We start from the raw sequence: 22342 nt of genomic DNA on the forward strand, positions 1-22342 counted from the left end.
GTGTCTTTATTTTTAATTGGGAAGGATTCACAGATAACAATAGCGAAAGTATCCATATTAATCATTCTTTCGAAAGTGGGGATTTAAATGGAAAAACTAGCGACAGAACAATATCTACAAGCCACGGATTTTCTTAAAACAGAGGCACGACCATTAGAAAAAGCGCTATTCGAATTTGAATTTGAAAATGGGAGCCGGGAGCAAGTGTTAGAGGAGCTTAAGGTTTATCAAAATGAAGACGGCGGTTTCGGAAATGGATTGGAGCCTGATTTCCGATGTGAGGCATCGTCAGCGTTAGCGACGACAATTGGATTACAGCATTTAATTCGCGTCGGAGCGGATGAATCTGAGCCGATGGTGCAGCGAGCAATTCAATATGCACTTAAAACGTTTGACGAGGAAAAGATGGGATGGGAAATCGTCCCGAAGGAAGTGGAGACTGCACCGCGCGCCATCTGGTGGAATTACGGCGGTGATTGGCCATGGGGAAACCCTAGCGCTGAAATGACTGGATTGCTCCATCATTACAAGGGGCTTGTTCCTAAGGAGTTTCTAGAAAAGTTGACTGCCTACTCGGTTGCTTATACCAACGAAGAGGCGACAAACGACTTTCATGAATTGCAGTGCTTGGTGAAATTGATGAGAGAATTGCCTGCGGAAGAAGCAGAGAAAATTTCCGCTAGGGTGCGCGAGATTGCCCATCGCAGCGTGACGACAGATCAGGAAAAATGGCATGACTATTGCCTGCTTCCTCTTCAAGTCGTATCATCCCCGACGTCTTTTCTATATGAAGACTTTAAAGACATCATCCCTGCAAACATTCAGCATCTCGCTTCCAGCCAAACAGAAAATGGCAGCTGGGAGCCAACATGGGCATGGGGACGATATGAAGACGTTTGGGAAATCGCTAAGCAGGAATGGAGCGGTGTGCTGACGCTTGATAATTTGAGGGTCCTGAGGGCGTTTGATTGAGGTGGTGAAATGAGTGAGTATGTAAAAAGTGTGTTGCATCAAATCCATATTGTGGTTAGGTCGACGATTGATATTATAGATACAGTAGATCAATCCGATTTAGAAGTGCAGCCAACAGAAAACAAGTTTTCAGTCGGGCAGCTGTTGGCTCATATGGCCCTGATCTGCAAAGCCGATTTACTCATTTCAGAGGAAGCTTCTGAGGGACAGATGAGCAACTTTTATATGACCAACTCTCTTGTGTCCATGGCTGAAATGAAAGAAGCTTTGCTGTCTAACTTTACATTTTTGGAAAAACGTTATCTTGGTTATACCGAGGAAGAACTGATGCAAAAGACAACTTCGTATTGGGGCGTTTCCTATACGCGGTTTGAGTGGTTGTTAGAGATTTCAGCACACCTCTATCACCACCGTGGGCAGTTGCATGCCATGCTTATCCATTGTGTTGGGAAAGATCTTAACGTTAAGTTGTTTGAATAACAGTGAAAAGGTGATTCGATTGTTGTATGAAATGACGATACAAGTTCGGGTAACAGAGTTCGCAAAAGGGCAAGATTGGTATACGACCTTGCTCAAAAGAGAACCTAATTTCATTCCGCATGATGGGTTTGCCGAGTGGGAGCTCCTCCCCGGTTGTTGGTTGCAAGTTGCTAAAGGTATTCCTTCTGTTAATAGTGGCCCTCTTAGGTTGGGAGTACTTGATCTCGAAAAGGAACGCAATCGGATTCAGGAAGAATTAGGCGTTAAACGGTTCGAACTTCATTCAAGGGAAGAAGTACCCGTCAAATGGGGAACTTTCACAGACCCTTGGGGGAATCAGCTAGGTTTCTTCGAATATAAAAACGAGGAAGAGAAAAAGGCAATGTTTCGGATTGCGTTAAGGAACTTACAATGAAGACGTCTCCCAGTTTTTTCCCGGGAGGCGTCTTTTCATAGCTCTTGAATAGCTGTTTTCACTTCAGCATTCGCTTTCAATACACCTCTTACTTGTACCGAAGCCATCGTCTGTTTCACCAGTTCTGCATCGACGTTATCTGAGATCACGAGTAATCCCGCAACTTTCACATCAATCATTGTCCCAGAGTCACGGAGCTTTTCCAGCTCTTTTCGCCCGTAATTCACTACCCCTACGACATATGATTTTCGAATGACAATTTCCTTCACTTCTTCAGCATGTGTATCCAATTGACTACGAATCGAAGTCCTTATGAAATCTGTTCTGTTGGAATAAAACCCTTGATCAACAAGTAAATCGACTTTCCCCAAATCGACAACGTTCATATTAATTGTAATCTTTTCAGATTCGGCCACCCCTACCATCCCCCTTTTGTATGTTAACTATAGTATATACCATCCGTATGGATGGTGTACAGATGATTTTCGATAATTAGGTCTTTAAAGAAAAAAACAGGAAATGAAAGACCTCATTCGCCTTCATTTCCTGTTTTCTATTACAACTCCACATTATCGCTCATCTCAAACACGTCAAATACATTCTTCTGAATGATCAGCGACATGATTTTGCCTTTTTTCTCGAAATAATGAACATGACCGACTCGTTTGTCTTCAAGCTCGGTCCTTCCCCATTCCCGGATTTCCTGCAAGTAGTCATCGGGCGGGGTTCCCTCTTCATCCCCAATGCCTTTCAGCTTATACTTCGCCGACTTCGCGATTTCTGATGTACAATCTTCCGGCTTCAGTTCATAGGCATTTTTCGGAACCGGGAAACCTTCATTGATGACCGCCATCCGGTAGCCGTCTTCTTCCGTATACTCATATGCGCAACCCGTCATTAGCACAGCGGTAAATAGAAACATTGGTAGTAACAATCGTTTCACCCCAATACCCCCTCACGTACATTTACAATTTGTTACTTTCAGCGTAATCGGAAATCCCCTGTTTGTCTCCCGACGATTTTGTGACAAGCAAAAGCCCCTAGCATCGTTGCTAGGGGCTAATAATTAACGGTTCATGTCTTGAATTCCAGGGCTATGTTCGTTCGGCATATCCGGCATTAACGGCACCGGGAAACCTTGAGGCGGATCGACCACTTGAAGAGTGCCTTCATTCCGACTTGGAGAGGAACCTTGGAAAACTTCAGCTATGCGAGTCGGGTCTAATCTGAAGTTGAATTGCGCATTATGGAATCCCATGTCTACATATTTTCTACATTCAGGATACTTGTTGATATCATAATTAGGAATTGGGAGTATCTTACCCCAATCGACACCTAACGTCTCCAGAGCTTTTGCAAAAGCATTCTGATGTGCGTTATCACGAACGATTAGAAAAGCGAGCGTTTCACGGAATGTTTTATTCGAACTCATTTCATAAATTCGCGTTTTCTGGAGAACTCCCGTTGATTCGAGCACTAAGTTGTCGAGTAAATCCGCGATAAGGTTTCCATGAGCATAGACCCAAGATCCATTCCAAGGGTTACCTGAAGCGTCAACTGGTAGAGAAGACTGCGCGCCAATAATATAGTGATGAGGATTTGCATGTCTAGTAGCGTCGTTAAGTGGAGCTTGGTCGACACCAGCGTTCCCTGGAGCAGCAGAATGACCAGAGTCATTTAAAAGCTGATTGATTGTATTTTGAACGAGTTCGACGTGCGCGATTTCTTCCAAAAAAACGCCACGGAGCAAATCTCGATATTGAGTATCTTTTCCTCTAAAATTGGAGCTTTGGAAGAAATACTGCATCATCGTTCTCATTTCGCCAAAATGGCCACCTAATATTTCTTGCATAACTCTTGCAGCTTCAGGATCTGGTTTATCAGGAGTAATAATATTGATAAGCTCTTCCTTGTAGTAGTACAAATTGATCCAATCCTTTCAACTATTTTCTAAGGATTAGACTGTCCTTCATAATGAAAATTATGCGTTAATAAGGAAATGTGCTGTAAGGCAATCACTAAAATCGAACAAATAAAAGTAGCGCCTCCTTTACGGAGACGCTTTTTCTAGGTTAAAACAAATATGGCTTTGCAGATGAACGATGTTCATTTAAGCAAACTGCCAACTATTATAATAGAGCCAATTATGACCATCAATAAAGCAGTAAGGAGTAGTGACACTATACTTCTAGATATGGATTTCCATTCTCTCATGTCCTTAAATCCTACAAGCCCGAGGAAAAAGACAACTAATGTTATGCCAAAAACGATATTCAACGGATGAGTGCCCGTCATTTGAAACAGTTTAAAGATAGAAGGAGTAAAAATCGTAAATAAAAATAGTGGAATGCAAAGCAGTGCACCTATAAATGACCATACATTTACATTCATTAAAACGAATACTCCTCCCTTACACCTTAAAACCTCACAAGTTTCAATGATCCTTTCTCCGCATCAATCTGCACTTCTCCGCCAATCGGAAATGTAAACATCGGCTGCGTATGGCCGAAATCCACGTCATATAGAACTGGAATCGTTTTCAACATGGGATGCTTATCAAGAATGAACAGCAATTGCTCCTCCGTTATCTTTGACGCTCGTTGAAATCTGCCGATGACGAGGGCCTTTATGGATTGCGCATTTTGCAGTAATGACGTCAAATCTCTGGCGAACGTTTCGGAAATTGTCATTTCATCGTCTTAGATAAAAAGAATCGCATTTTCGATAATTGGCATGTACTTTGTTCCTTGCAGCAAATTCAATGTGCATAAATTGCCGCCCCATAGCTCACCGCTTACTGTCCCCTCGTTATATGTCTTCCAAACCGTGTTCTCAAAGACACGGTTTTCCTGATCCAAATACCATGCATCGTCGCTCCAGTGTTCAGACGGCTTCAACTCGAACGGTTCATTCTGCATGAGACATTGCTTAAAGAAATGTGTTTGGTATTCCTGCGCCTTTCGCATTTGAAAGCTCGAGAAATGTGGCCCTGAATACGTGACCATTCCGGTCTGCGTCGATATTGCTGTGCCGATTGCCGTAATATCGCTGTATCCGCAAAACACTTTCGTGTTCTTTTTAATTAATTCGTAATCAATATAAGGAAGGAGTTCATTTGAATTAAAACCGCCAATGACCGTCAAAATGCCTTTTACATTTTTATCGGCAAATGCATCATGTAAATCCTCGACCCTTTGCTGAATGGAAGTGGAGTTTTGAAGGTCTTTGTCAAAAATATGTTTACCGAATGAAACGACAAAGCCTAAGTTCTCTAATCGTTCCTTTGCAGTTTGAACGCCTTCCTCGTATAGAAGGCTAGCACTTCGACTCGGAGCGATGATCCGAATTTCGTCTCCATGCTTTAATTTGTTTGGTATAATCATCGTAATCCCTTCTTCCCTTTACTGAATCTCTAACCTAAGCCGAATCATATCGATGCATTGAATGCCGTTCTCCATGATGATCTTGTCATAATGCTGTATGAAGAAGTCTTTGATCACATCCGAAATACGAAATCCGCATTTTTGATAGAGCGCAAGCTGACCTATGCTTGAATTTCCCGTTCCGATTTCGATCCATTCATAGCCGCTGCTTTTCGCGACCTTGATTGCTTCTTGTAGTAATTTCTTGCCGATCCCTTGTCTTTGCCTATCTCCACGGACTGCTATGTTTGTAATCTCCACTGTAACTTCGGACAATGGAACTATCACAAAGACTCCAATTATGTCTTCGTTCTCCTTATATACATAACATTCGCCATCTGTTATGTACGCTTCTACGAGTTCATAAGAAGGATCGGCGAGTAGAAGTAAGTCATATGGTGGTATTTCATGATGCTGTAATTTTATTATCTTCATTCAGTCCACTGCCTTTATTTTACATAGCCTCAAGGTCTCAATTTGGTGATAAAGTTCAGTATTCAATCGATAACTCCTGTTATTCAATAGATATATTCTAATATCCAATAGATATTTCACCTTATTCAATAGATAATTTACGAATGCGAAGTGCTGCATCCATAATTTCATCAAAACCCTTCTGCCATCCCTTATGGTAATGAGCCGCCTCTTCCGCCTGAATCAGCATCCGCTCCGATGATTCAAAACCAGCGTCAAAGGACAGAAATTCTCTAATATCCATTCGATAAAATACTTGATACCCCACTTTCGGATAGGGGCTGGATGAATTCCATAACGGATTTTCTTCATGGCTCACTTCAATGGCACCTAAGTGTGTACAATCACCCGCCACATATGCCTCCTCCATCACTTCGCGACAGACGCAAGCTTCCGCTGTTTCCCCCGCTTCGATATGACCTCCGGGAAAATCCCAACCGCGGTCATTCAAGTTAACCATGAGCAGTTTGCCTTCATAAAAGCAAAAAGCATGGACGCTTGTGATCAGTTCTCGGTCCGGCATCAAATCCCGAATCCACGTAAGCCTCAACTGATGTCCACCCCAATTAACATGAGTAACTGTCAAAGCCATCCCTCATTTCCCTACAGAATACCCTTCAAATAATCTTCCGCCATATGGTGCTAACACTTCATCTGTTAGTTCGATGATTCCTTCACGATTGCCAGTCTTATAAAACGAATGAAATGCCGCCACAAATCGATCGGCTAAATCCTCATCATACTCTCTCAGTGCCCGCACGATCCATTTGGATGCGCCGATCCATTGCCCGTTCGTCCGAAGTACAAACTCATGGATTGCTTCGGCGAGTGTATTTGCGATGAAAAGTGCATCTGTCTCATTTTGTGTTCCTATTAAATCACCAAGCGCATCTGTCAGCATGTACCGCTTCGTCAACAATGTCTGATCCGACCAAGGGGCTGGTCCTGCATTTAACAACTCTGCGGCTTCGTTCTTAATCGTTGATAAAATGCCGGTGTCCTTCAAAACAATTCCCTCCGCTACCATTCGCGGCAAGCTAGGACGCGCTCGTTCCGCATCACTTCGAAAATAGGTTTGATAGGAAGTTAAAGAATGTACGAATACTTCAATTGGCCAGCCATGCTCAATAAGAGTTTCACGGTAGGCCACTTCAAATTGGTTGTCAAAAATCACAATATCCAAATCTGATGTAGGAGTTTCTTCTCCCCTGACAACGCTTCCAGCGAGGACTGCAGCCTGGCAACGAGGGAAATATTCATCGACAAATCGTTTGGCTGCGAATGGTGCTCTCATTCGTTTCATTCCTAGTTCCTCCAACTATTTTCAAATTTCCATTCGGTCAACTATTATTTTCACAATCTCTATTGGTCGAACATCCAACGCTATTAGCTCGGCAATCGGTATCCACTTCGGCTCATATAATCCACGGTTACAGCTCTCATCGTACTCTTCGCCTTGTCCTGTCCCAAATTCCCCGCCGACAATCTCTGCTAAGAAATAGTATTGCTTTCCATTGAATTCAACGATTCCCAGATGTTCTTTTATCTCAATATGAACACCTAGCTCCTCAAACGCTTCCCGAATTGTTGCTTGCTCAGGACTTTCGTCAACTTCAATTCCACCGCCCGGAAAGACATAATATTCCTCAACGCCAAGATTCCTCTTAATAACCGCGACCTTATCCTTCTCAATAATAACGGAAGATCCTCGATTTCTTGGCTGCACAACTTCACTTCTTGCCATATTCAATCAAACAGCAATCCCTGTATTCCCCTTCATGCCATTCATGCTTTGGCAAGAGCTTGACCTTCTTGAATCCGCATTTCTCATAACAGCGGATTGCCCGCTCATTCCAAGTTTGTGGATCCATAACGATGCGATCAGCATTCTTTTCAATCAATAAATACGCAACTATCATTTCGACAAGTTGCGTCCCGATTCCTTTATTCCAATAGGCTGGTTCACCGATGAACTGGTCCATTCCATAGAGGATTTCTGACGTATCCGAATAGCCATAAATCCGTCTTTCCTCATCCCCAACCGGATAATACTGTACATACCCAATCGGCTCCTCATCATACAAAATGAGACACCTTGTTTCACCGTCTGCATTCCCGAAAAAATCCTCTTCGACTTGCGCCAAATCTAACGGGCGATCCCGCCCCTCGTAAAACTGGAGAACCTCCGGATCGGACAACCATTTGGCCAAAAGGAATTTATCGTCTTCTATTAAATCCCGGATGGCTAACCGATTATTTATCAACATCCACTTCCCCCTAATCAATTATGCAGACTTGAATTGTTTCAATTAATAGACTTTGTAATTCCTATTTGTTATAATTCCATTAGATAGAGGTTATAGTAAAAAGGACCGCAACGATGTTAGAGCATCATTGCGGAACTTCAATAGACATGGTTTCCATATGGGGATCAGCGTCACGTCAGGGAATAATCCATCCGAGTCGGCTAAAACTCAAGGGTGGATTTTTCTTTTGTGACAATACTAATGCAATCACTGCTACGATTAGCGTAGAAAAACTAATCATGACGATTATTGCTTCGAATGTAGTCACGTTACAGCACCCCATTCCGTCTATGATAGACTGGAAAGTTGTTACAACCACGGGATGCTGACCGCCCTTGAAAACTACGCTATTATTCTCACAGTATACCATACACCCGTTCCCACTTACCAGACAATTCGCAACTCATGGAACATGACAAATTATGTATACAACTGAAAAACAGCACCGAATTCACAGTGCTGCTTTCCCTCTCACTTAATTAACAAACCTTGAATCCATCTGCTTAACGTTCCTTTATCTACAAATGGTGCTAATTCCGCCACAGTCTCCGGAGCAAACTTTCTCATTTCCATCCGATCCACAATTCTGCTCAGGACTTCCCTGTCAATGAAAGGAGCAAGGGAAACTAAGCGGCTTGAATCCAACTCTCCCTCTTTCACTTGTTCCGCCAATCGATTCAACATTGCCCGACTACAGAACGGAGCCAATTTGACGACAAACTCCCATTCAAGGTCTTCACTCACTGCCCGATCAATCAATTTATCTACATGTTCTCTACCGATAAATGGTGCCAGCTTGATAACGGCATTATAATCCACATTTTTCGTAACAGCTTTATCGAGTATATTCCACAATGCTTCTCTGCTAACAAACGGAGCAAGTTTACCGATCTGCTCCAATTCAATGCCTTCCTCAACCGCTTGAAGTGAAAGCTTATCCAATGACTCTTGCTCCACGAATGGTGCCAACCGGACTACAGCGTCAAAATCCACTCCATCAGTAACGGCCTTGTCTAACAATTGGCCCAACGCGTTACTGCTAACAAACGGAGCCAGTTTTTCGATCAATTCCACTTCAACACTGTCCTCCATCGCCTGGAGCACGAGCCCATCCAACAGCTCCGTTTCCACAAATGGCGCGAGTCTTACAATCATATCCTCATTGAACAAGCTTTTATCAACCCTCTCCGTCACGGCAGCCAATTCGCTTGCTCTTAATAAAGGGGCGACTTCAATCAATTCATCCATGTCCGCTTCCCCCGCATTGATCATTTCCGCGACCTCTTCCCGACGGTCCTCAGAAATCCCTTTCACAATCCGCCCAAGGTTATGGATATATACCGAACCTTCTCGCTCGGCACCTCCATTCATCAACTCATCCACCGACACACCAAAAGCCTGTCCGATGTTCATCAATGTCCCAAGGTCAGGCAACGATTCCCCACGCTCCCACTTAGATACGGCCTGATGACTCACATTCAACCGATCCGCCATTTCCACCTGTGTCCAATCCCGCTCTCTTCGAAGCTTTGAAATATAACTTCCAATCTTCCGTGTATCCAACATCCAAACAACCTCCCCAATATGTTTCAGCGCGCACTGTACATTCAGCGTAGCATATCGCTCTCTGGTCGCCTATCAACTGTTGGTTGAATATGAGATTCTACCGCGAGTGGAATGAAATCAATCAAATATCGTTTTCTTTTTAGGGTCCCTCAAGAATTCAAACATTGTTGTAATTTGAGACTCCGTATTTCGATTCATAGAAAGTGGCGGTAAATTGTTTTTCGTAAAGAACTCAACTTGATTTGTTTCGGGTCCTACAGCAGGTTCTCCTCCGATAATTTCACACAAAATAAAAACCTTATAGTAATGATATGGATCCGGTGGGTGAGGATGCTTGTTTTTATCTAATAAAGCGAGTAACTTGACGGGAATTACATCATAGCCAGATTCCTCTTCAATCTCCTTCACTACATTTTCTGAAGGGGACAATCCAATATCGCAAAACCCACCTGGCAAAGCCCATTTACCATCGATATTTTCTTTCACCATTAAGATTTGATCATTTTTAAAGACAACACCTCGAACGTCCACTTTCGGTGTTTGGTAGCCTGTTTCGTTTGTAAACAAGCTTTCAATTTTATGTATCTCAAGATCGGTGTGCTGCGACATAATCTCTACACTGATTTTGCGCAACTCCTCATAGCGCTCTATATCATATATATCCTTAGAAAACGCTAGCCCTGACTGCGCCAAAGCCTGAATTTGCTTCGCCCAATTCAACCATTGCGTACTCATCTGACCCCCACCTTAACGTAAATTCTCAACCTTTACATTGCACTGTATCTTACCTATTTTTCCCCTTCACCTGCTTTAACGTTGCGACGATTAGAAAGCTGACAATCACTAATAAAAGCCATGAGCTGACTTTTCCTAGATGAACGAGACTCCATGCTTCGGCTTGGTTTGGATATTGCCATGCACCGAAGAACGTCGCGATATTTTCAGCTACCCATATGAAAAAACCGATGAGTACAAATGAAAGAGCAATAGGCATCCGGTACTGAGATCCATTCACATTATAACTAACCCAAGATTTCCAAAAGACGATGATGACAAGTGCAGATAACCACCAACGAATGTCGATCCAATAATGGTGGGTGAAAAAGTTCAAATAGATTGCCGAAGCAAGAGGGACAACTATCCAAAAAGGCGGCCATTTAATGAGGTCGACATCCAGCCTTCTCCACGCTTGGCATAGATAACTTGCTACACTTGCGTACATGAATCCGCTATACAAAGGAACTCCAAAAATTTTGAAATACCCTTCCCCTGGATAAGACCACGAACCCATATTCACCTTGAAGATTTCAAGAGTAAGTCCAATCAAGTGGAACAGGGTAATTACTTTCAGTTCATCTCTCGTTTCCAGTCCCGAACGTAGCATCCACCACTGCATAAGAACGCAAATGATCAGAAGCCAGTCATATCGTGACAGTAAGGGAAGAGGCATAATTTTCGTAAGTGCTAAGGAAGCAAAAATAACAACTGGGAACAAACAGGAGAGAGCCTGCTGCCACCCGAAATGGACAAGTTGTTTAAATGCTCTTATGATGTTCAGCTCCCGCTGTTTTTCCGGAAGCGTATCCTGGTGTCTCATAGTAGTTTCCTCCCGCCCGTATTCACAATCCCGCTAACCTCAGCACCTCATCTACACACGCCTTCTTAGCATCTGTATATTGCCGTTCGTTATCCGGATATATCAACGCTAGTTCCTTCTTCAACGCTTCATATTTTTGCGCGACATCGGGATGTTCATTCAAATAGTCCCTGAAAAACGTATGTTGCTTCCACCAGTTGCCGCCATATTCTACTACATGATAGACATGCGTCTTCGTCAATTCTTCCAAATTTGAGAACTTGGCAAACACTGCTTTACCTTCAATTTCCACACGCCCCAAATGATAAATATCCGCATCCTTCAATCGGTATTTATCGAATTTCTTCACGTCATCCACCGATCGAACGCCAATGAGAATGTCAATCATAGGCTTTGCCGCAATCCCTTCAATCGCGGTGCTTCCGATATGCTGAATATCAACTACATACTCCCCGATTAGCGATTCTAATAACGTCTTCTCCTGCTCGAAAAGCGCTTTCCATTCTCGGCAGTACGGTGTCAATGCGACTACGTCTTTATTCAGACCTAACATTTTGTCGCTGCTCCTTGTCCAATCTCTTTGCAAATGAAATCCGCAATCTCTTCAATACCTACATCGTCTGTTTGTATGAATTGTTCAAAGCAGGAGTCGGCAAACCCCTCAAGGCATTTATCCGTCTGCTCGAAGCACCAATTGCCTACCTCTTCTCCGCGCTCAATCAGCCGCTCATGGATTGTTTCCTTTTTCGCGGTCAAACAGAAATGGTAGGTTTCAGGATCGATTTGCAGGAATCCGCTATGAATTGTGTTGAAATAGTCCTTATTGTAAATCGTCATAGGCACTATCAAATCTTTGCCGTACGTCTCGCGTAACTGCCTTGCCACTTCTACCGTCAATGGTTTCCACATCTTCAAGTCTTGAAAATCCCCAGTTTTCTCATTTTGCAATTTCATCTCATCCGGAATGATTTGCCTCAACATGAATCCGACCTCTTCCGGATCAAACAGCATTGTTCCATCCAGCCTTCTTACTAGTTCATTCGCAACAGATGTTTTGCCAACACCGAACGCCCCGTTAATCATGATAATCATTTCCCGTCCCCCTCATATGTTAGAAAAGGCTCATACATTGTTATCGCATGATTCTCTGTGACGAATTCATCGTCGATCTGGTTCCCTTCTGCGTCGAATAATTTCCGAAAAATCGAATTATGACGGACGTACCCTCCCCATAATTCCCTCGTGAAATGATGCTCTTTCTCGTAAATCTCATATGTCCGGATTGCTGGCGTAATTGAACGCCATTCCCCATTGAGATGTGTATCTGTCAAATAGATCATGAGCTGATATGGTGTTTGGGTTTCATTCTTTATTTGCAAATCCAAATAATTGTAGGCGCAAGTCGCTCCGCTGCCGAACGGCTGACTCCTGTTCGAATCGGGAAAGACATCGTAACTGTGGCGATAGCGCTCTGTCACAGTCAGTGGCGTATGCAATGTGATCCAATAGATGAGGTTAGATAGCTGGCAAAGCCCTCCGCCCGTCCCGACAGTCACTTTTCCATAATGGAGGATCATGCCGTCGACATACCCTTTCCGCTTCGTCGTATTGCCGATGAGACGCCAGTATGAAAAGGTTTCTCCTGGTTCAATGACGACTTTATGCAATCGTTTAGCGGCAATCTGAAGATTTGTGATTTTATTCCACTGCAACTGCATGTCGACGTCCTTCAATTGCCTTAGCAAAGGAGTCCGATGCTTTTTGATACTATATGGCAGTTTTTCATCGAGTCTTTTGCGCGCATACTTTTTCCCGTCAAACAGCCATTCGCTATAGCGTTTCAGTCTATATACTTTCTTTCCTGCAAAGATTCTCAGTTTGCTTCGCTTGATCGGTTTTAATGAAACCAATAGAGCCACCTCCAATCTACCCTTAATTCAACAAAGATTCCCTATTCTCCTTCATTATTGGGGCATAACTCCAAGGAAGTGTACACCCGATGCAACTCACATGTGCTTTTTTGCAACTGACCTTAAAAAAACGACCGGTCATCGAAAACCGGCATACGGATTCGTAGAGTCTGTATATAGTAAGAATACAAAGAACGACGACGGAGGGATTGCAAATGAAAATTGTAAGAGTCAGCAATTTGCAAAAGGCATATGGGGGGAACAACGTATTAAGGGGAATTGATTTCACTGCCAATGCAGGAGAAATCATTGGAGTCATCGGCAAAAATGGTGCAGGGAAATCTACATTTCTTGAGATATTGATGACGCTGAATCCGTATGACAATGGAATTGTCGCCGTGTTGGGCAGTGAATTGAACACGTTAACGGCCAACCAAATTGAACAGATACGAAGGGACATATCAGTCGTTCTGCAGCCGACGCAGTTTTACAAAACGTTGAAGGTGGTCGAGTTGCTGAAGCTGTTCAAAGCGTATTACAACTCACCGGTCGATATCGAACAAATCATTTTCGACTTCAAACTGCAGCCGCACCGGAAAAAATACTTCGATAAATTATCAGGAGGCTGGAAGCAAATCGTCAGTTTGGCGATCGCCTTTTTATCCGAGCCGAAACTGCTAATTTTGGATGAACCGACAACAGGTCTCGATCCGCATATGCGAAATATGCTTTGGACGTATATTAGCGAGTACAACAAACGCACAGGCGGCACCGTTATTTTGACTACACATAATATGGATGAAGTTGAATTGTATTGTGATAAAGTAATGCTCTTGAACAACGGTGTCACTGAAGTGTTTGATTCGACGGAAGGTATCCTTTCCAACGGCTACAAATCAATCAACGACTTTTACTTATCAAAAGTATCTATATAGGGAGGAATTTGCATGTTACTTACTCAGCTAAAGTATGACTTGCTTATGTTTACACGGGAGATTTTTTATTTGGTGTTCACGATCATTGTTCCGCCGGTCACGTATTTATTCATGGGGCAACTCTTCGGGAACGCCACGTATACCGGGAATCTCAGTTACGCGGAAACGTACACACCTTCCTTCATTTTACTGATCACGTTCGGCGTCGTCTTTTTCGCATTCGGGTTCGATCAAGTAATGAACCGGACGACAGGCGTGGAAAAGCGAATCATTTTATCGCCAGTACCGAAAAGGACATTGCTACTATCGAATATCCTAAAGTCGATCATCATTACGAGCCTTGGCTATTTCCTAGTTTTCTTCATCGGCATGATCGCTTATGACCTTTCATTCCTGCCGTTCAATTTCATTTTGGCATTCGGGACGTTCATCTTATTGAATGCAGCCTTGCTTATCATCTCTTCAGCGATCTACTCTTTATTCACAAGCATGAATGGCGCGCTCGTCTTCTCCATCGTCATCTTTCAAGTAGTGATGTTCACTGGCGGATTCACAATGCCGATTCCCATGATGCCGAAGTTCGTGCAAGTCATTGCTGATTTCAATCCCGTCTATCATATGAATCAACTCTTCATCGCCGTTTGGAATGGACAGTTAGAATGGAACGCAGCGACACTCAAGTCTATCGGATTTATCGTCCTCGTCACTGCCGTCTCTCTATTGGTCTTACGTTTTGGAAATAGTCCGCGAAAATCTTTCTTCAAATGGTATCCTACTAATAGGGGCCGAGGAGGAGATATGGGGAATGAAAGTTACACTGGACATTGATGAAATTTATGAGGAAACGAAAGTGACGATCCATTGTAATGAAGTGGATGATTCGATAAAGGAGATCCTTGATTTTTTGAAGGGGAAGAAAACGGAGTTTCTCGTTGGAAGAGATGGCGAGATGCAGCATATTTTGAAACCGGACGACATCCATTATTTCCATACGGAAAAGGAAGGCGTCATGGCCGTCACTGCTACTGGCTCCTTTTCATTGAAAGAGAAACTTTATGAGCTTGAAGAGATGCTGCCTTCTGCGAAATTCATCAGGCTATCGAAATCGGTCATTGCCAACTTGCATGAGCTAAGCCGTTTTGAAGCTTCTTTCAACGGTACGTTAGTCGTCCATTTTAAGTCCGGAGCGAAAGAGTATGTTTCGAGGACATATGTGAGCGGCATCAAGGAAGCGCTGAAAATGAACAGGAGGAAAAACGGATGAAAACGTTTTTGACAAGAAGTGTATTGGGCATTTTCTTTGGCTCATTCTTGGCAGTCGCTACAATTCTAGCGGTCATCTATATTGACGGTAAGGATATGCTAGATGCCTCAATTCTCGGGAAAAACTTACTCGGCACAGTATTTTGCGGCTGGTTCTTCACGGTGACTCCTTTGCTGTTTGAAAATGAAAAACTGACATTGCCGGTCCAGACGACACTGCATTTCTTATGTGTGACTATGCTGTATTTCATCGTAGCCTTCATCATTGGATGGATTCCATTCACAGTGAGAGGATTTATCGGCATGCTCGGCATCTTCATCGTGTTCTATTCAATCATTTGGTTTTCCTTCTACATGTACTTCAGAAAGCAAGCAGCGAAATTGAATGAGGAGCTGAGGGAGTTGTAAGCCCACGCTCCTCTATTGTTAGGTTAATAGTCCCGATTTGGTGATAAGTTTTGTTATTCGATAGATAACTGGCCAAATTCGATAGATAACTCTCTTTATCCACTAGATAACTATCCGGATTCAATAGATAACTCTCTTTATTCAATAGATATTGGTACCTCTCAAATAAGCTTGCTCAGTAATCGGACCGCCATATACACCGCGACCGCCCAGACGACGACAGCGGAGACTTTATTCAACATGCCAATGAATTTCCCGCTCGTATCCATCTTGCCGAGTACTCTTCCAGCAACAGCGAGTCCGAAAAACCAACACCATGAAATGATGATTGTCGTCAACGTGAACGCGAAACGTGCCTCTCCTGAATAACTTAAGGCATTCGAACCGATCACGCCGATCGTATCGATGATGGCATGTGGATTCAATAAAGAGACGGATGCTGCAAACAAAATCTGCTTCTTAGGAGAAAACCGTTCCGCTTCCGCCTCCATTGACGCAGGGGCGCTTCGCCAAAGAGAAATTCCGATGTACAGTAAAAACAGGATACCGACAGCAAACATGATTGTTTCCAACCAGTGGAATGTCAAAATGAGTAGAGATACTCCTGATACTGCAGCCACGATCAAAATCGTGTCACAAATCCCCGCGGTGATAACGACGGGAAGTGCCCTGGCTAGCTTTGGCTGCAAAGCCCCTTGATTGAACACAAATACATTTTGGGCGCCTAATGGTAATATAAGTCCGATCGCTAGGATGACGCCATGAAGTACCGCCTCGACCATCCCCTCTCCCCCTTTTCTATCTTTCTCTCTATTGAAAGGCTTTATCTCACTAATTGCAATGACCCAACCAAAAAACCATCCCCAGACGGAGATGGTTTCCAATTTATTATTTCAACTTCTGCAAAATGACGACTTTCAAGTAATTGAATTCCGGGAAGTCGCGGCTTGTGCGGAAATCCTTTGGCAATGAAGATTCCTCGAGGATCTTAAAGCGTGAGCCAGCATCCGCAAAACCTTTTTCTATGAATGTCTTGAACTTCTTCATGCTGAAGCTTGCGTTATTTGTTGATGCAATAATGATGCCGTTTTTCTCTGTGATGTCAATTGCATCCTTGAGCAATGCCGGGTAATCCTTCGCCGTGCTGAATGTGTATTTCTTGGAGCGTGCAAAACTCGGTGGATCTAAAACAACAACGTCGAATTTCAGCTCATGACGCTTCGCATAACGGAAGTAATCGAACACGTCCATCACTTTGATGTTCTGTGCTTCATAGTCAATCCCATTCACACTGAACTGCTCGATCGTCTTCGGCAAACTGCGCTTCGCCAAATCAACGCTCGTCGTCTCCCGCGCCCCGCCAAGTACCGCGGCAACCGAAAACGCACCTGTGTATGAGAATGTATTTAACACGTGCTTGCCTTCCGAATACTTGTCGCGCAGCGCTTTACGCACATCACGCTGATCAAGGAAAATTCCCGTCATTGCGCCATCATTCAAATCGACGGCAAAGTTCATGCCATTTTCTTTCACGATGATCGGGAAATCTCCGGGAATCCCTCTTACAAAATCGTCCTGCTCAATGTATTGGCCTTGCGTATCGAAGCGTTTCTTCTCGTATACTGCCTTATATTCCACGAGCTTGTCCAACACACCATACACATGATGCTTCATGGAATAGATTCCTTCACTATACCAGCTCACCATGTAATAGCCGTCAAAATAATCAATCGTCAATCCACCGATGCCATCGCCTTCTCCGTTGAAGATACGGAATGCGGTCGTCTCGCTATCTTCAAAAAAAGATTCCCGTCTCGAAAGGGCTGCTGCTATCTTGGACTCGAAAAAGGCGAAGTCGATTTCCTCGTTTTCATCCCTCGTCAATACCCAGCCGATTCCTTTGTTTTGATTGCCATAATAGCCTTTTGCGATGAATTTACGGTATTTATCGACCAAGCGGATAAGTGAGCCTTCCTCCTGCAACACTTCCGGATTAATTACCGCGTCTTTCAAAATCAATGGGTAGCCCTTCTTGAAGGCCGCTATACTCTGTGCGTTTACTTGTACATCAATCGTTTTTGTCATCGTGTCATCCTTTTTACATCATTTTTTTCATTATCGCATGAAGACTGTATAAAAGCGAAGGGCAACTGCTTAGAGGCGACAGGCATAAGGCAAAGATGCGGCGTGGCGCTTTTTGCCACAGAGCAGCTTTGAATTATGACCCCGAGCCTCTGGCGCCCGTAGCTAGACGCGAAAAAAGCTTCTCGTAACAGAGAAGCTTCAACATCAGGCAAGTAGGCGGAACGCCAGACTCTTCCAAAGTCCCATTCGAATCGGACGATCCATTTGCGGCCCTCTTGCAGTGTGTAAATATGTTTTTAAGTCACCTTCATAAACTAGTTCCATATGTGGCATATACGCCAGATGATGCGGCATTGTCAGGCTAGGCCTCGTCAGCAGTCGGTGCATCTCGCTCTCCTGCATGACGGTCGCGACGAATTGCGAACAGAAAAACGCCCTCTTCCGTCGAATCTCTTTATTCAGCGCCACGCCGAACAAACCGATAAAGTTGTATTTATAAGCTCTTTGATTCAACTCAAATTGAACGATTTTCTGACGGATCCGTATATACGCTTCCGTAGAAACTTCGCAACGGTATACAGCGCAATCAGCCTCCTGAAAAATGCCTTCCGCAACATTTTCACGTACAAACCCACCGAAGAACGGATTGTATTGCTGCTTCCGACCAAAACTATAGATTTCGGTCAATTGCTCGTCGAATGCTATGGATGCATGATTCAAATCTTTGCGTGTATACATGCCAATCGCCTTAGACAACAATGTTCCCGTGTCTGTAAGTACGATATAGATTGTTTTTCCCATTATCCCAACCCCTAACTCATCTCTCTACAAGTATGTACATTTTTTGGGGGAACCTAAACCGTCTGCAGGTGTAAACCTTCTAAGCCCTAAGTTGTAGACAAGAGTAGGGGTTCGGACAGTTCAAGCGTTTATCTATATATGTATTATACGTTTTACCTATACGTAGAGTTTCACTTTCCCAAGATTTTTCAATCCCGCAGGAAAGCAAGTGATGGCATGGTTGTCATGGAAGTAACAATTGCTCATCTATCGATGGTTGTCCTATTATACTATGAATCGCTTCGACTTTCTTGCTTTTCTTAAAAATAAAATTGAAAACACCTTTCACCTTCCAAGGTTCGACAAGATATTTTCAACGGCAAGCTCGACAAATCTTGGCTCAGTCGCCATATTCAATCGAATAAACCCTTTTCCTTCAGGGCCAAACCATTCCCCGAAATCAACAGCAATTCGACATCGATCTTGGATAAATTCCTTTGTTTTCTCTGGATCAATCACATTTCTTAAATCTAGCCAGATCAAGTAAGTGCCTTCTAATGGAGAGATGATAATTTCGGGTGCCGCGTCATGCAGATGTTGTTTTACATGTTCGTAGTTATGCTTGATGACTGCCAATAATCCATCCAGCCACTCTTGTCCATGCCGATAAGCAGCTTCCGCGGCGGTCAATCCAAGGATATTCACTTCAGTTTGGTTCACCGTTTTCACGTACTCATCGAATTGGGTACGCAGCTGTTCATCCTCAATTATGATTTGTGAAAATAAGAGTCCAGCCAAATTAAATGTTTTAGACGGCGCTGTTACGGTGATGAGCCGATCTGCGAATTCACCATCGCATACAATTGCAGAAGGGATATGCTTATGCCCTTCCATAGTAAGGTCTTGGTGAATTTCGTCCGAAACGACTAGAACACCGTGCTTCTTGCAAATTGACAGGACCTTCACCAACTCTTCTTCTGTCCACACGCGGCCGACAGGGTTATGCGGAGAACATTGGATAAACAGTTTTACATCATTGTCGATGATGCTTTTCTCGAACGCATCAAAGTCGATATGATAAAATCCATTATCATTCACAAGCTCACAAGTCACCAATTTACGGTCGGTGTCCTTCACGGCGTTATGGAATGGATAGTAGACAGGCGTTACAATCATGACAGCTTCACGAGGTTTGGTGTATGCATTGATAAACCAATATAGTGCTGTGACGACTCCGGTTGAAAAGCGCATCCATTCTTTTTTCACTTCGTACCCATGATGCTGTTTCTCCCAATTGATAAATGCTTCATAGAAAGAATCGGGTACGAATGAATAACCGAACACACCATGGGCAATCCGTTTTTGCAATGCATCCAATACTGCTTCGGGGGCCTTGAACTCCATATCTGCAACCCATGCTGCGATCAGATCAGGGTCACCGAAACGCTCATCCAATGCATCCCATTTCAATGAATTCGTTCCTTTTCGCTCGACGGCATACCGCTCGCAAAATTCCGCGACGTCCATTTGCAATCACTCCCATTTTCTTATTTATTCAACAATACGCCAACTAATTAAAGTCGTCTATATAAGTTTTTATTTTAGTGAAAAGAAACAATCAGGAAATTCTATCGAGATGAACCATACGGCAGGATAAGAAAAAGCCATTCCCTCCACATGCGGAGAGAATGACTTTCGTTCTAAATCGCCAAACTACTGATTACAGTTTTGCCCAACGTTCCTCTAACCAGTTCATAAATTGTGCACCTTTATCGCCTTCATACGCATCATAGACATCTAAACGCATACGTTTTAGCTTATCTGCAAAGTCTGCCACTGAATGGTCCTTCGGTAAGCTCTTTTTCACCCGTAGGAATATTTTGTCTGTGTCTTTGATAATATCAAAACGTGCCGGTAGTGGCTTCTCTACGTCCTCACCAAACGCCACTAGTGCTTCATAGGCTGCTACTTGCACCTTGTAGACAGTATCATTCTGCATACGATTTTTTAATAAATCAATGATTTTGTCATGTTGATAAGCCGATAACAATTCTACTGCGTCTAAACGCTCTCGCCAGCTAGACGTATAATTGGCCTGTTTTTTTAACGTTTCATATTGCTCAGGTAATGCTGTTTCAAACTGTTTCAAGTAATCGCACCTCTTTTTTTAACTAGAGGAAAAATGAATTCTTCTTCCGCTTCCTCATTATACGATGTCTGGGTGAAAATAGCGATGAATCGCTCGTAAGGATCTATATGGTCACTTCATGTTGTTATCATCAGTTTCTTTCGGCAAAAAACTTCATCGCATCCCGCATAAAAACAGCCAAACCGTCCCCGAATTTGTCAATATTCTTCGTAAATCGTTCATCCGCGACATACATTTCACCAAGTCCGGCGAATGCTTCTAATGAGTAGTCGCCGATTTTATTCAAGAACGTGTACCACTCACCAATAGCTGCTTGAGCTTCCGCTGCAGCCGGATCTGTATGGCGAAGTTCTGCGAGGTTGTAATAAATGCGGTTCATGTCCTCCTGAGTTTCCTTGCCGAATTTAGCGACATTCTTGTTCGCCTTGTCGACCGCCTCATCCCCCCACCGATCTCTTGCTTCCTGCTCATATGGATTCGAACTGAAGTCGAACCCTTTAAACTTCTCTTCGTTAGTCATTGTCATTTCTCCTCTCTCGGATCGGAGCGTCTTGTCGATCGTCTCAATCATTGTCCCGAGTTGCTGGCGCTTCGCCACTAACATGTCGCGTTGCAGCTCGAACGCCTCCAACCGGTTGAACGACGGACTTTCCAATAGCTCCTTGATTTTCTTCAAAGGGAAGCCGATTTCACGAAAGAATAAGATTTGCTGGAGGGTCGTCAGATTTTCATCAGAATAAACCCGATAGCCTGCCTCTGTCACATTGTCCGGAACAAGTAAACCGATTTCATCATAATGATGGAGCGTGCGCACACTCACACCGGTCAAATCCGCCACTTCTTTCACTTTCATAACTCCCCGCCTCCCTTCACTATTGACTATAGAGTATGACGTAACGTGAGAGTCAATACAATTGATGAAAGAATTTTTAACTTACAAACCGTGATTCAAGTATACTTGAATCAATGACTTACGCAGGAGGTTATAACCATGGTTTTTAACACAAAGAGACTCAAACTGGTTGCTTGCACACCAGAATTTTTATCGACAATATCGCCTGAGGAGTATGAAATAGGGGCTCATGTGAAAGGACATGTAACCGAACTTCAAAGCGATGCTTCCCAATTAGGGTGGGGTGTTTGGTTCGTTGTGGATAAAGCAACGGATGCCATTGTTGGTGACATCGGTTTTAAAGGGAAGCCTTCGGGAAATCAAACTGTGGAAATCGGTTACGGCATTATTCCATCTGCTCAAAACAAAGGATATGCAACTGAAGCAGTCGGAGCGCTTATTGAATGGGCATTTGCATCGGGGCAAGTTAAGAGAGTCATTGCAGAATGTTTGCAAGATAATTTCGCTTCAACTAAGGTGCTAGGAAAGTTGGGCTTACGACAAATTGGAAGAGAAGACACTATGCTTAAGTGGGAAATGAAAAAGAAGTAAACGTTAGCTCGTTCATGGTCTATGTCTATCTTCAATCATTTCGTTGCTTACATTTAATAGGCAATCGGTTACCAATTTAATTGATTACTTTCCCACCGTCAACTGGTGGTTTTTTTATTTATCCTCACGTTTATCT

The 22342-nt window shown here is 43.4% G+C and carries 29 protein-coding genes and 1 pseudogene; 8 read left to right on the forward strand and 22 right to left on the reverse strand.

What is annotated here, in order from left to right:
• Positions 1-87 precede the first annotated feature (87 nt).
• The 3 genes from M3191_RS07530 to M3191_RS07540 are packed head-to-tail and all read left to right on the forward strand — an operon-like array spanning position 88 to position 1867.
• A complete protein-coding gene (locus tag M3191_RS07530; RefSeq protein ID WP_251699560.1) occupies positions 88-972 on the forward strand; it encodes a hypothetical protein in 885 nt (294 codons plus the stop codon).
• Between the two features lie 9 nt (positions 973-981).
• Positions 982-1452, forward strand: coding sequence for a DinB family protein (locus tag M3191_RS07535; RefSeq protein WP_251699562.1), 471 nt, complete (start codon positions 982-984; stop codon positions 1450-1452).
• Between the two features lie 31 nt (positions 1453-1483).
• Entirely contained in the window at positions 1484-1867 is a 384-nt protein-coding gene (locus M3191_RS07540; protein ID WP_353056520.1) for a VOC family protein, read from the forward strand.
• 35 nt (positions 1868-1902) lie between these two features.
• Here the strand turns inward: M3191_RS07540 and M3191_RS07545 are convergent, their stop codons facing one another.
• The 16 genes and pseudogenes from M3191_RS07545 to M3191_RS07615 form a co-directional block, all read right to left on the reverse strand.
• Positions 1903-2283: a CopG family transcriptional regulator gene (locus M3191_RS07545; protein ID WP_251699565.1), complete on the reverse strand. Its 381-nt coding sequence runs from the start codon at positions 2281-2283 to the stop codon at positions 1903-1905.
• A gap of 140 nt (positions 2284-2423) precedes the next feature.
• Positions 2424-2810 carry a hypothetical protein gene (locus tag M3191_RS07550; RefSeq protein WP_251699567.1) on the reverse strand — a complete coding sequence of 129 codons (387 nt, stop codon included), beginning with the start codon at positions 2808-2810 and terminating at the stop codon, positions 2424-2426.
• A 123-nt stretch (positions 2811-2933) separates the two neighbouring features.
• Positions 2934-3791 carry a manganese catalase family protein gene (locus M3191_RS07555; RefSeq protein WP_251699569.1) on the reverse strand — a complete coding sequence of 286 codons (858 nt, stop codon included), beginning with the start codon at positions 3789-3791 and terminating at the stop codon, positions 2934-2936.
• A gap of 493 nt (positions 3792-4284) precedes the next feature.
• A pseudogene (locus M3191_RS07560) lies at positions 4285-5250 on the reverse strand (S66 family peptidase).
• A gap of 18 nt (positions 5251-5268) precedes the next feature.
• The gene (locus tag M3191_RS07565) at positions 5269-5724 is read right to left on the reverse strand and encodes a GNAT family N-acetyltransferase (protein ID WP_251699571.1); all 456 of its coding nucleotides are present in this window, start codon (positions 5722-5724) and stop codon (positions 5269-5271) included.
• Positions 5725-5845: 121 nt separating this feature from the next.
• Positions 5846-6349: an NUDIX hydrolase gene (locus M3191_RS07570; RefSeq protein ID WP_251699573.1), complete on the reverse strand. Its 504-nt coding sequence runs from the start codon at positions 6347-6349 to the stop codon at positions 5846-5848.
• 9 nt (positions 6350-6358) lie between these two features.
• The gene (locus M3191_RS07575) at positions 6359-7066 is read right to left on the reverse strand and encodes a nucleotidyltransferase domain-containing protein (RefSeq protein WP_251699575.1); all 708 of its coding nucleotides are present in this window, start codon (positions 7064-7066) and stop codon (positions 6359-6361) included.
• 21 nt (positions 7067-7087) lie between these two features.
• Positions 7088-7507: an NUDIX hydrolase gene (locus M3191_RS07580; RefSeq protein ID WP_251700110.1), complete on the reverse strand. Its 420-nt coding sequence runs from the start codon at positions 7505-7507 to the stop codon at positions 7088-7090.
• Positions 7494-8030, reverse strand: a complete 537-nt coding sequence (locus M3191_RS07585; protein ID WP_251699577.1) for a GNAT family N-acetyltransferase — start codon at positions 8028-8030, stop codon at positions 7494-7496. Before M3191_RS07585 ends, M3191_RS07580 begins: the two co-directional genes overlap by 14 nt.
• A gap of 175 nt (positions 8031-8205) precedes the next feature.
• On the reverse strand, positions 8206-8439 hold the full coding sequence (locus tag M3191_RS18670; protein WP_353056514.1) for a putative holin-like toxin: 234 nt from the start codon (positions 8437-8439) through the stop codon (positions 8206-8208).
• A 101-nt stretch (positions 8440-8540) separates the two neighbouring features.
• Positions 8541-9635 (reverse strand): helix-turn-helix domain-containing protein, encoded by a 1095-nt coding sequence (locus M3191_RS07590; protein ID WP_251699579.1) that lies wholly within the window; start codon positions 9633-9635, stop codon positions 8541-8543.
• Positions 9636-9752: 117 nt separating this feature from the next.
• Positions 9753-10370 carry an NUDIX hydrolase gene (locus M3191_RS07595; RefSeq protein WP_251699581.1) on the reverse strand — a complete coding sequence of 206 codons (618 nt, stop codon included), beginning with the start codon at positions 10368-10370 and terminating at the stop codon, positions 9753-9755.
• A gap of 49 nt (positions 10371-10419) precedes the next feature.
• Entirely contained in the window at positions 10420-11184 is a 765-nt protein-coding gene (locus M3191_RS07600) for a DUF817 domain-containing protein (protein WP_251700111.1), read from the reverse strand.
• Between the two features lie 70 nt (positions 11185-11254).
• On the reverse strand, positions 11255-11785 hold the full coding sequence (locus tag M3191_RS07605; RefSeq protein WP_251699583.1) for a GrpB family protein: 531 nt from the start codon (positions 11783-11785) through the stop codon (positions 11255-11257).
• The gene (locus M3191_RS07610) at positions 11779-12324 is read right to left on the reverse strand and encodes an AAA family ATPase (RefSeq protein ID WP_251699585.1); all 546 of its coding nucleotides are present in this window, start codon (positions 12322-12324) and stop codon (positions 11779-11781) included. The genes M3191_RS07605 and M3191_RS07610 overlap by 7 nt, the downstream gene beginning before the upstream one ends.
• On the reverse strand, positions 12321-13142 hold the full coding sequence (locus M3191_RS07615; RefSeq protein WP_251699587.1) for a VanW family protein: 822 nt from the start codon (positions 13140-13142) through the stop codon (positions 12321-12323). Before M3191_RS07615 ends, M3191_RS07610 begins: the two co-directional genes overlap by 4 nt.
• A 215-nt stretch (positions 13143-13357) precedes the next feature.
• Here M3191_RS07615 and M3191_RS07620 point away from each other — a divergent pair, with 215 nt between their 5' ends.
• The 4 genes from M3191_RS07620 to M3191_RS07635 are packed head-to-tail and all read left to right on the forward strand — an operon-like array spanning position 13358 to position 15748.
• Positions 13358-14077, forward strand: a complete 720-nt coding sequence (locus M3191_RS07620) for an ABC transporter ATP-binding protein (RefSeq protein ID WP_251699589.1) — start codon at positions 13358-13360, stop codon at positions 14075-14077.
• A gap of 12 nt (positions 14078-14089) precedes the next feature.
• Positions 14090-14905 (forward strand): ABC transporter permease, encoded by an 816-nt coding sequence (locus tag M3191_RS07625; protein ID WP_251699591.1) that lies wholly within the window; start codon positions 14090-14092, stop codon positions 14903-14905.
• A complete protein-coding gene (locus tag M3191_RS07630) occupies positions 14883-15341 on the forward strand; it encodes a LytTR family DNA-binding domain-containing protein (protein ID WP_251699593.1) in 459 nt (152 codons plus the stop codon). The genes M3191_RS07625 and M3191_RS07630 overlap by 23 nt, the downstream gene beginning before the upstream one ends.
• Positions 15338-15748 (forward strand): DUF3021 domain-containing protein, encoded by a 411-nt coding sequence (locus tag M3191_RS07635; protein ID WP_251699595.1) that lies wholly within the window; start codon positions 15338-15340, stop codon positions 15746-15748. The genes M3191_RS07630 and M3191_RS07635 overlap by 4 nt, the downstream gene beginning before the upstream one ends.
• Before the next feature lie 161 nt (positions 15749-15909).
• Here the strand turns inward: M3191_RS07635 and M3191_RS07640 are convergent, their stop codons facing one another.
• From M3191_RS07640 to M3191_RS07665, 6 genes are all read right to left on the reverse strand, one after another.
• Positions 15910-16530 carry a LysE/ArgO family amino acid transporter gene (locus tag M3191_RS07640; RefSeq protein WP_251699597.1) on the reverse strand — a complete coding sequence of 207 codons (621 nt, stop codon included), beginning with the start codon at positions 16528-16530 and terminating at the stop codon, positions 15910-15912.
• Between the two features lie 106 nt (positions 16531-16636).
• On the reverse strand, positions 16637-17833 hold the full coding sequence (locus M3191_RS07645) for a class I SAM-dependent rRNA methyltransferase (protein ID WP_251699599.1): 1197 nt from the start codon (positions 17831-17833) through the stop codon (positions 16637-16639).
• Positions 17834-18037: 204 nt separating this feature from the next.
• The gene (locus M3191_RS07650; protein WP_251699601.1) at positions 18038-18634 is read right to left on the reverse strand and encodes a hypothetical protein; all 597 of its coding nucleotides are present in this window, start codon (positions 18632-18634) and stop codon (positions 18038-18040) included.
• Between the two features lie 324 nt (positions 18635-18958).
• Positions 18959-20140: a MalY/PatB family protein gene (locus M3191_RS07655; RefSeq protein WP_251699603.1), complete on the reverse strand. Its 1182-nt coding sequence runs from the start codon at positions 20138-20140 to the stop codon at positions 18959-18961.
• A 193-nt stretch (positions 20141-20333) separates the two neighbouring features.
• Positions 20334-20762 carry a HEAT repeat domain-containing protein gene (locus M3191_RS07660; RefSeq protein ID WP_251699605.1) on the reverse strand — a complete coding sequence of 143 codons (429 nt, stop codon included), beginning with the start codon at positions 20760-20762 and terminating at the stop codon, positions 20334-20336.
• 130 nt (positions 20763-20892) lie between these two features.
• Positions 20893-21615, reverse strand: a complete 723-nt coding sequence (locus M3191_RS07665; RefSeq protein WP_251699607.1) for a MerR family transcriptional regulator — start codon at positions 21613-21615, stop codon at positions 20893-20895.
• 138 nt (positions 21616-21753) lie between these two features.
• On the opposite strand from M3191_RS07665, the gene M3191_RS07670 reads away from it, so the two are divergent.
• Complete coding sequence (locus tag M3191_RS07670) at positions 21754-22206, forward strand: GNAT family N-acetyltransferase (protein ID WP_251699608.1); 453 nt, start codon at positions 21754-21756, stop codon at positions 22204-22206.
• The last annotated feature ends 136 nt before the right edge of the window (positions 22207-22342 follow it).

The sequence above is a fragment of the Sporosarcina luteola genome, assembly GCF_023715535.1.
GTDB lineage: Bacteria > Bacillota > Bacilli > Bacillales_A > Planococcaceae > Sporosarcina > Sporosarcina luteola_B.

Excerpts from the sequence above, each read along its gene's own strand:
- M3191_RS07595 (WP_251699581.1), bottom strand. The coding sequence starts at position 10,370 with ATGAGTACGCAATGGTTGAATTGGGCGAAGCAAATTCAGGCTTTGGCG.
- M3191_RS07565 (WP_251699571.1), bottom strand. The coding sequence starts at position 5,724 with ATGAAGATAATAAAATTACAGCATCATGAAATACCACCATATGACTTA.
- M3191_RS07655 (WP_251699603.1), bottom strand. The coding sequence starts at position 20,140 with ATGGACGTCGCGGAATTTTGCGAGCGGTATGCCGTCGAGCGAAAAGGA.
- M3191_RS18670 (WP_353056514.1), bottom strand. The coding sequence starts at position 8,439 with ATGGTATACTGTGAGAATAATAGCGTAGTTTTCAAGGGCGGTCAGCAT.
- M3191_RS07575 (WP_251699575.1), bottom strand. The coding sequence starts at position 7,066 with ATGAAACGAATGAGAGCACCATTCGCAGCCAAACGATTTGTCGATGAA.
- M3191_RS07585 (WP_251699577.1), bottom strand. The coding sequence starts at position 8,030 with ATGTTGATAAATAATCGGTTAGCCATCCGGGATTTAATAGAAGACGAT.
- M3191_RS07530 (WP_251699560.1), top strand. The coding sequence starts at position 88 with ATGGAAAAACTAGCGACAGAACAATATCTACAAGCCACGGATTTTCTT.
- M3191_RS07540 (WP_353056520.1), top strand. The coding sequence starts at position 1,484 with ATGACGATACAAGTTCGGGTAACAGAGTTCGCAAAAGGGCAAGATTGG.
- M3191_RS07665 (WP_251699607.1), bottom strand. The coding sequence starts at position 21,615 with ATGAAAGTGAAAGAAGTGGCGGATTTGACCGGTGTGAGTGTGCGCACG.
- M3191_RS07670 (WP_251699608.1), top strand. The coding sequence starts at position 21,754 with ATGGTTTTTAACACAAAGAGACTCAAACTGGTTGCTTGCACACCAGAA.
- M3191_RS07590 (WP_251699579.1), bottom strand. The coding sequence starts at position 9,635 with ATGTTGGATACACGGAAGATTGGAAGTTATATTTCAAAGCTTCGAAGA.
- M3191_RS07605 (WP_251699583.1), bottom strand. The coding sequence starts at position 11,785 with ATGTTAGGTCTGAATAAAGACGTAGTCGCATTGACACCGTACTGCCGA.
- M3191_RS07635 (WP_251699595.1), top strand. The coding sequence starts at position 15,338 with ATGAAAACGTTTTTGACAAGAAGTGTATTGGGCATTTTCTTTGGCTCA.
- M3191_RS07610 (WP_251699585.1), bottom strand. The coding sequence starts at position 12,324 with ATGATTATCATGATTAACGGGGCGTTCGGTGTTGGCAAAACATCTGTT.
- M3191_RS07535 (WP_251699562.1), top strand. The coding sequence starts at position 982 with ATGAGTGAGTATGTAAAAAGTGTGTTGCATCAAATCCATATTGTGGTT.
- M3191_RS07640 (WP_251699597.1), bottom strand. The coding sequence starts at position 16,530 with ATGGTCGAGGCGGTACTTCATGGCGTCATCCTAGCGATCGGACTTATA.
- M3191_RS07620 (WP_251699589.1), top strand. The coding sequence starts at position 13,358 with ATGAAAATTGTAAGAGTCAGCAATTTGCAAAAGGCATATGGGGGGAAC.
- M3191_RS07630 (WP_251699593.1), top strand. The coding sequence starts at position 14,883 with ATGAAAGTTACACTGGACATTGATGAAATTTATGAGGAAACGAAAGTG.
- M3191_RS07650 (WP_251699601.1), bottom strand. The coding sequence starts at position 18,634 with ATGGGAAAAACAATCTATATCGTACTTACAGACACGGGAACATTGTTG.
- M3191_RS07580 (WP_251700110.1), bottom strand. The coding sequence starts at position 7,507 with ATGGCAAGAAGTGAAGTTGTGCAGCCAAGAAATCGAGGATCTTCCGTT.
- M3191_RS07645 (WP_251699599.1), bottom strand. The coding sequence starts at position 17,833 with ATGACAAAAACGATTGATGTACAAGTAAACGCACAGAGTATAGCGGCC.
- M3191_RS07625 (WP_251699591.1), top strand. The coding sequence starts at position 14,090 with ATGTTACTTACTCAGCTAAAGTATGACTTGCTTATGTTTACACGGGAG.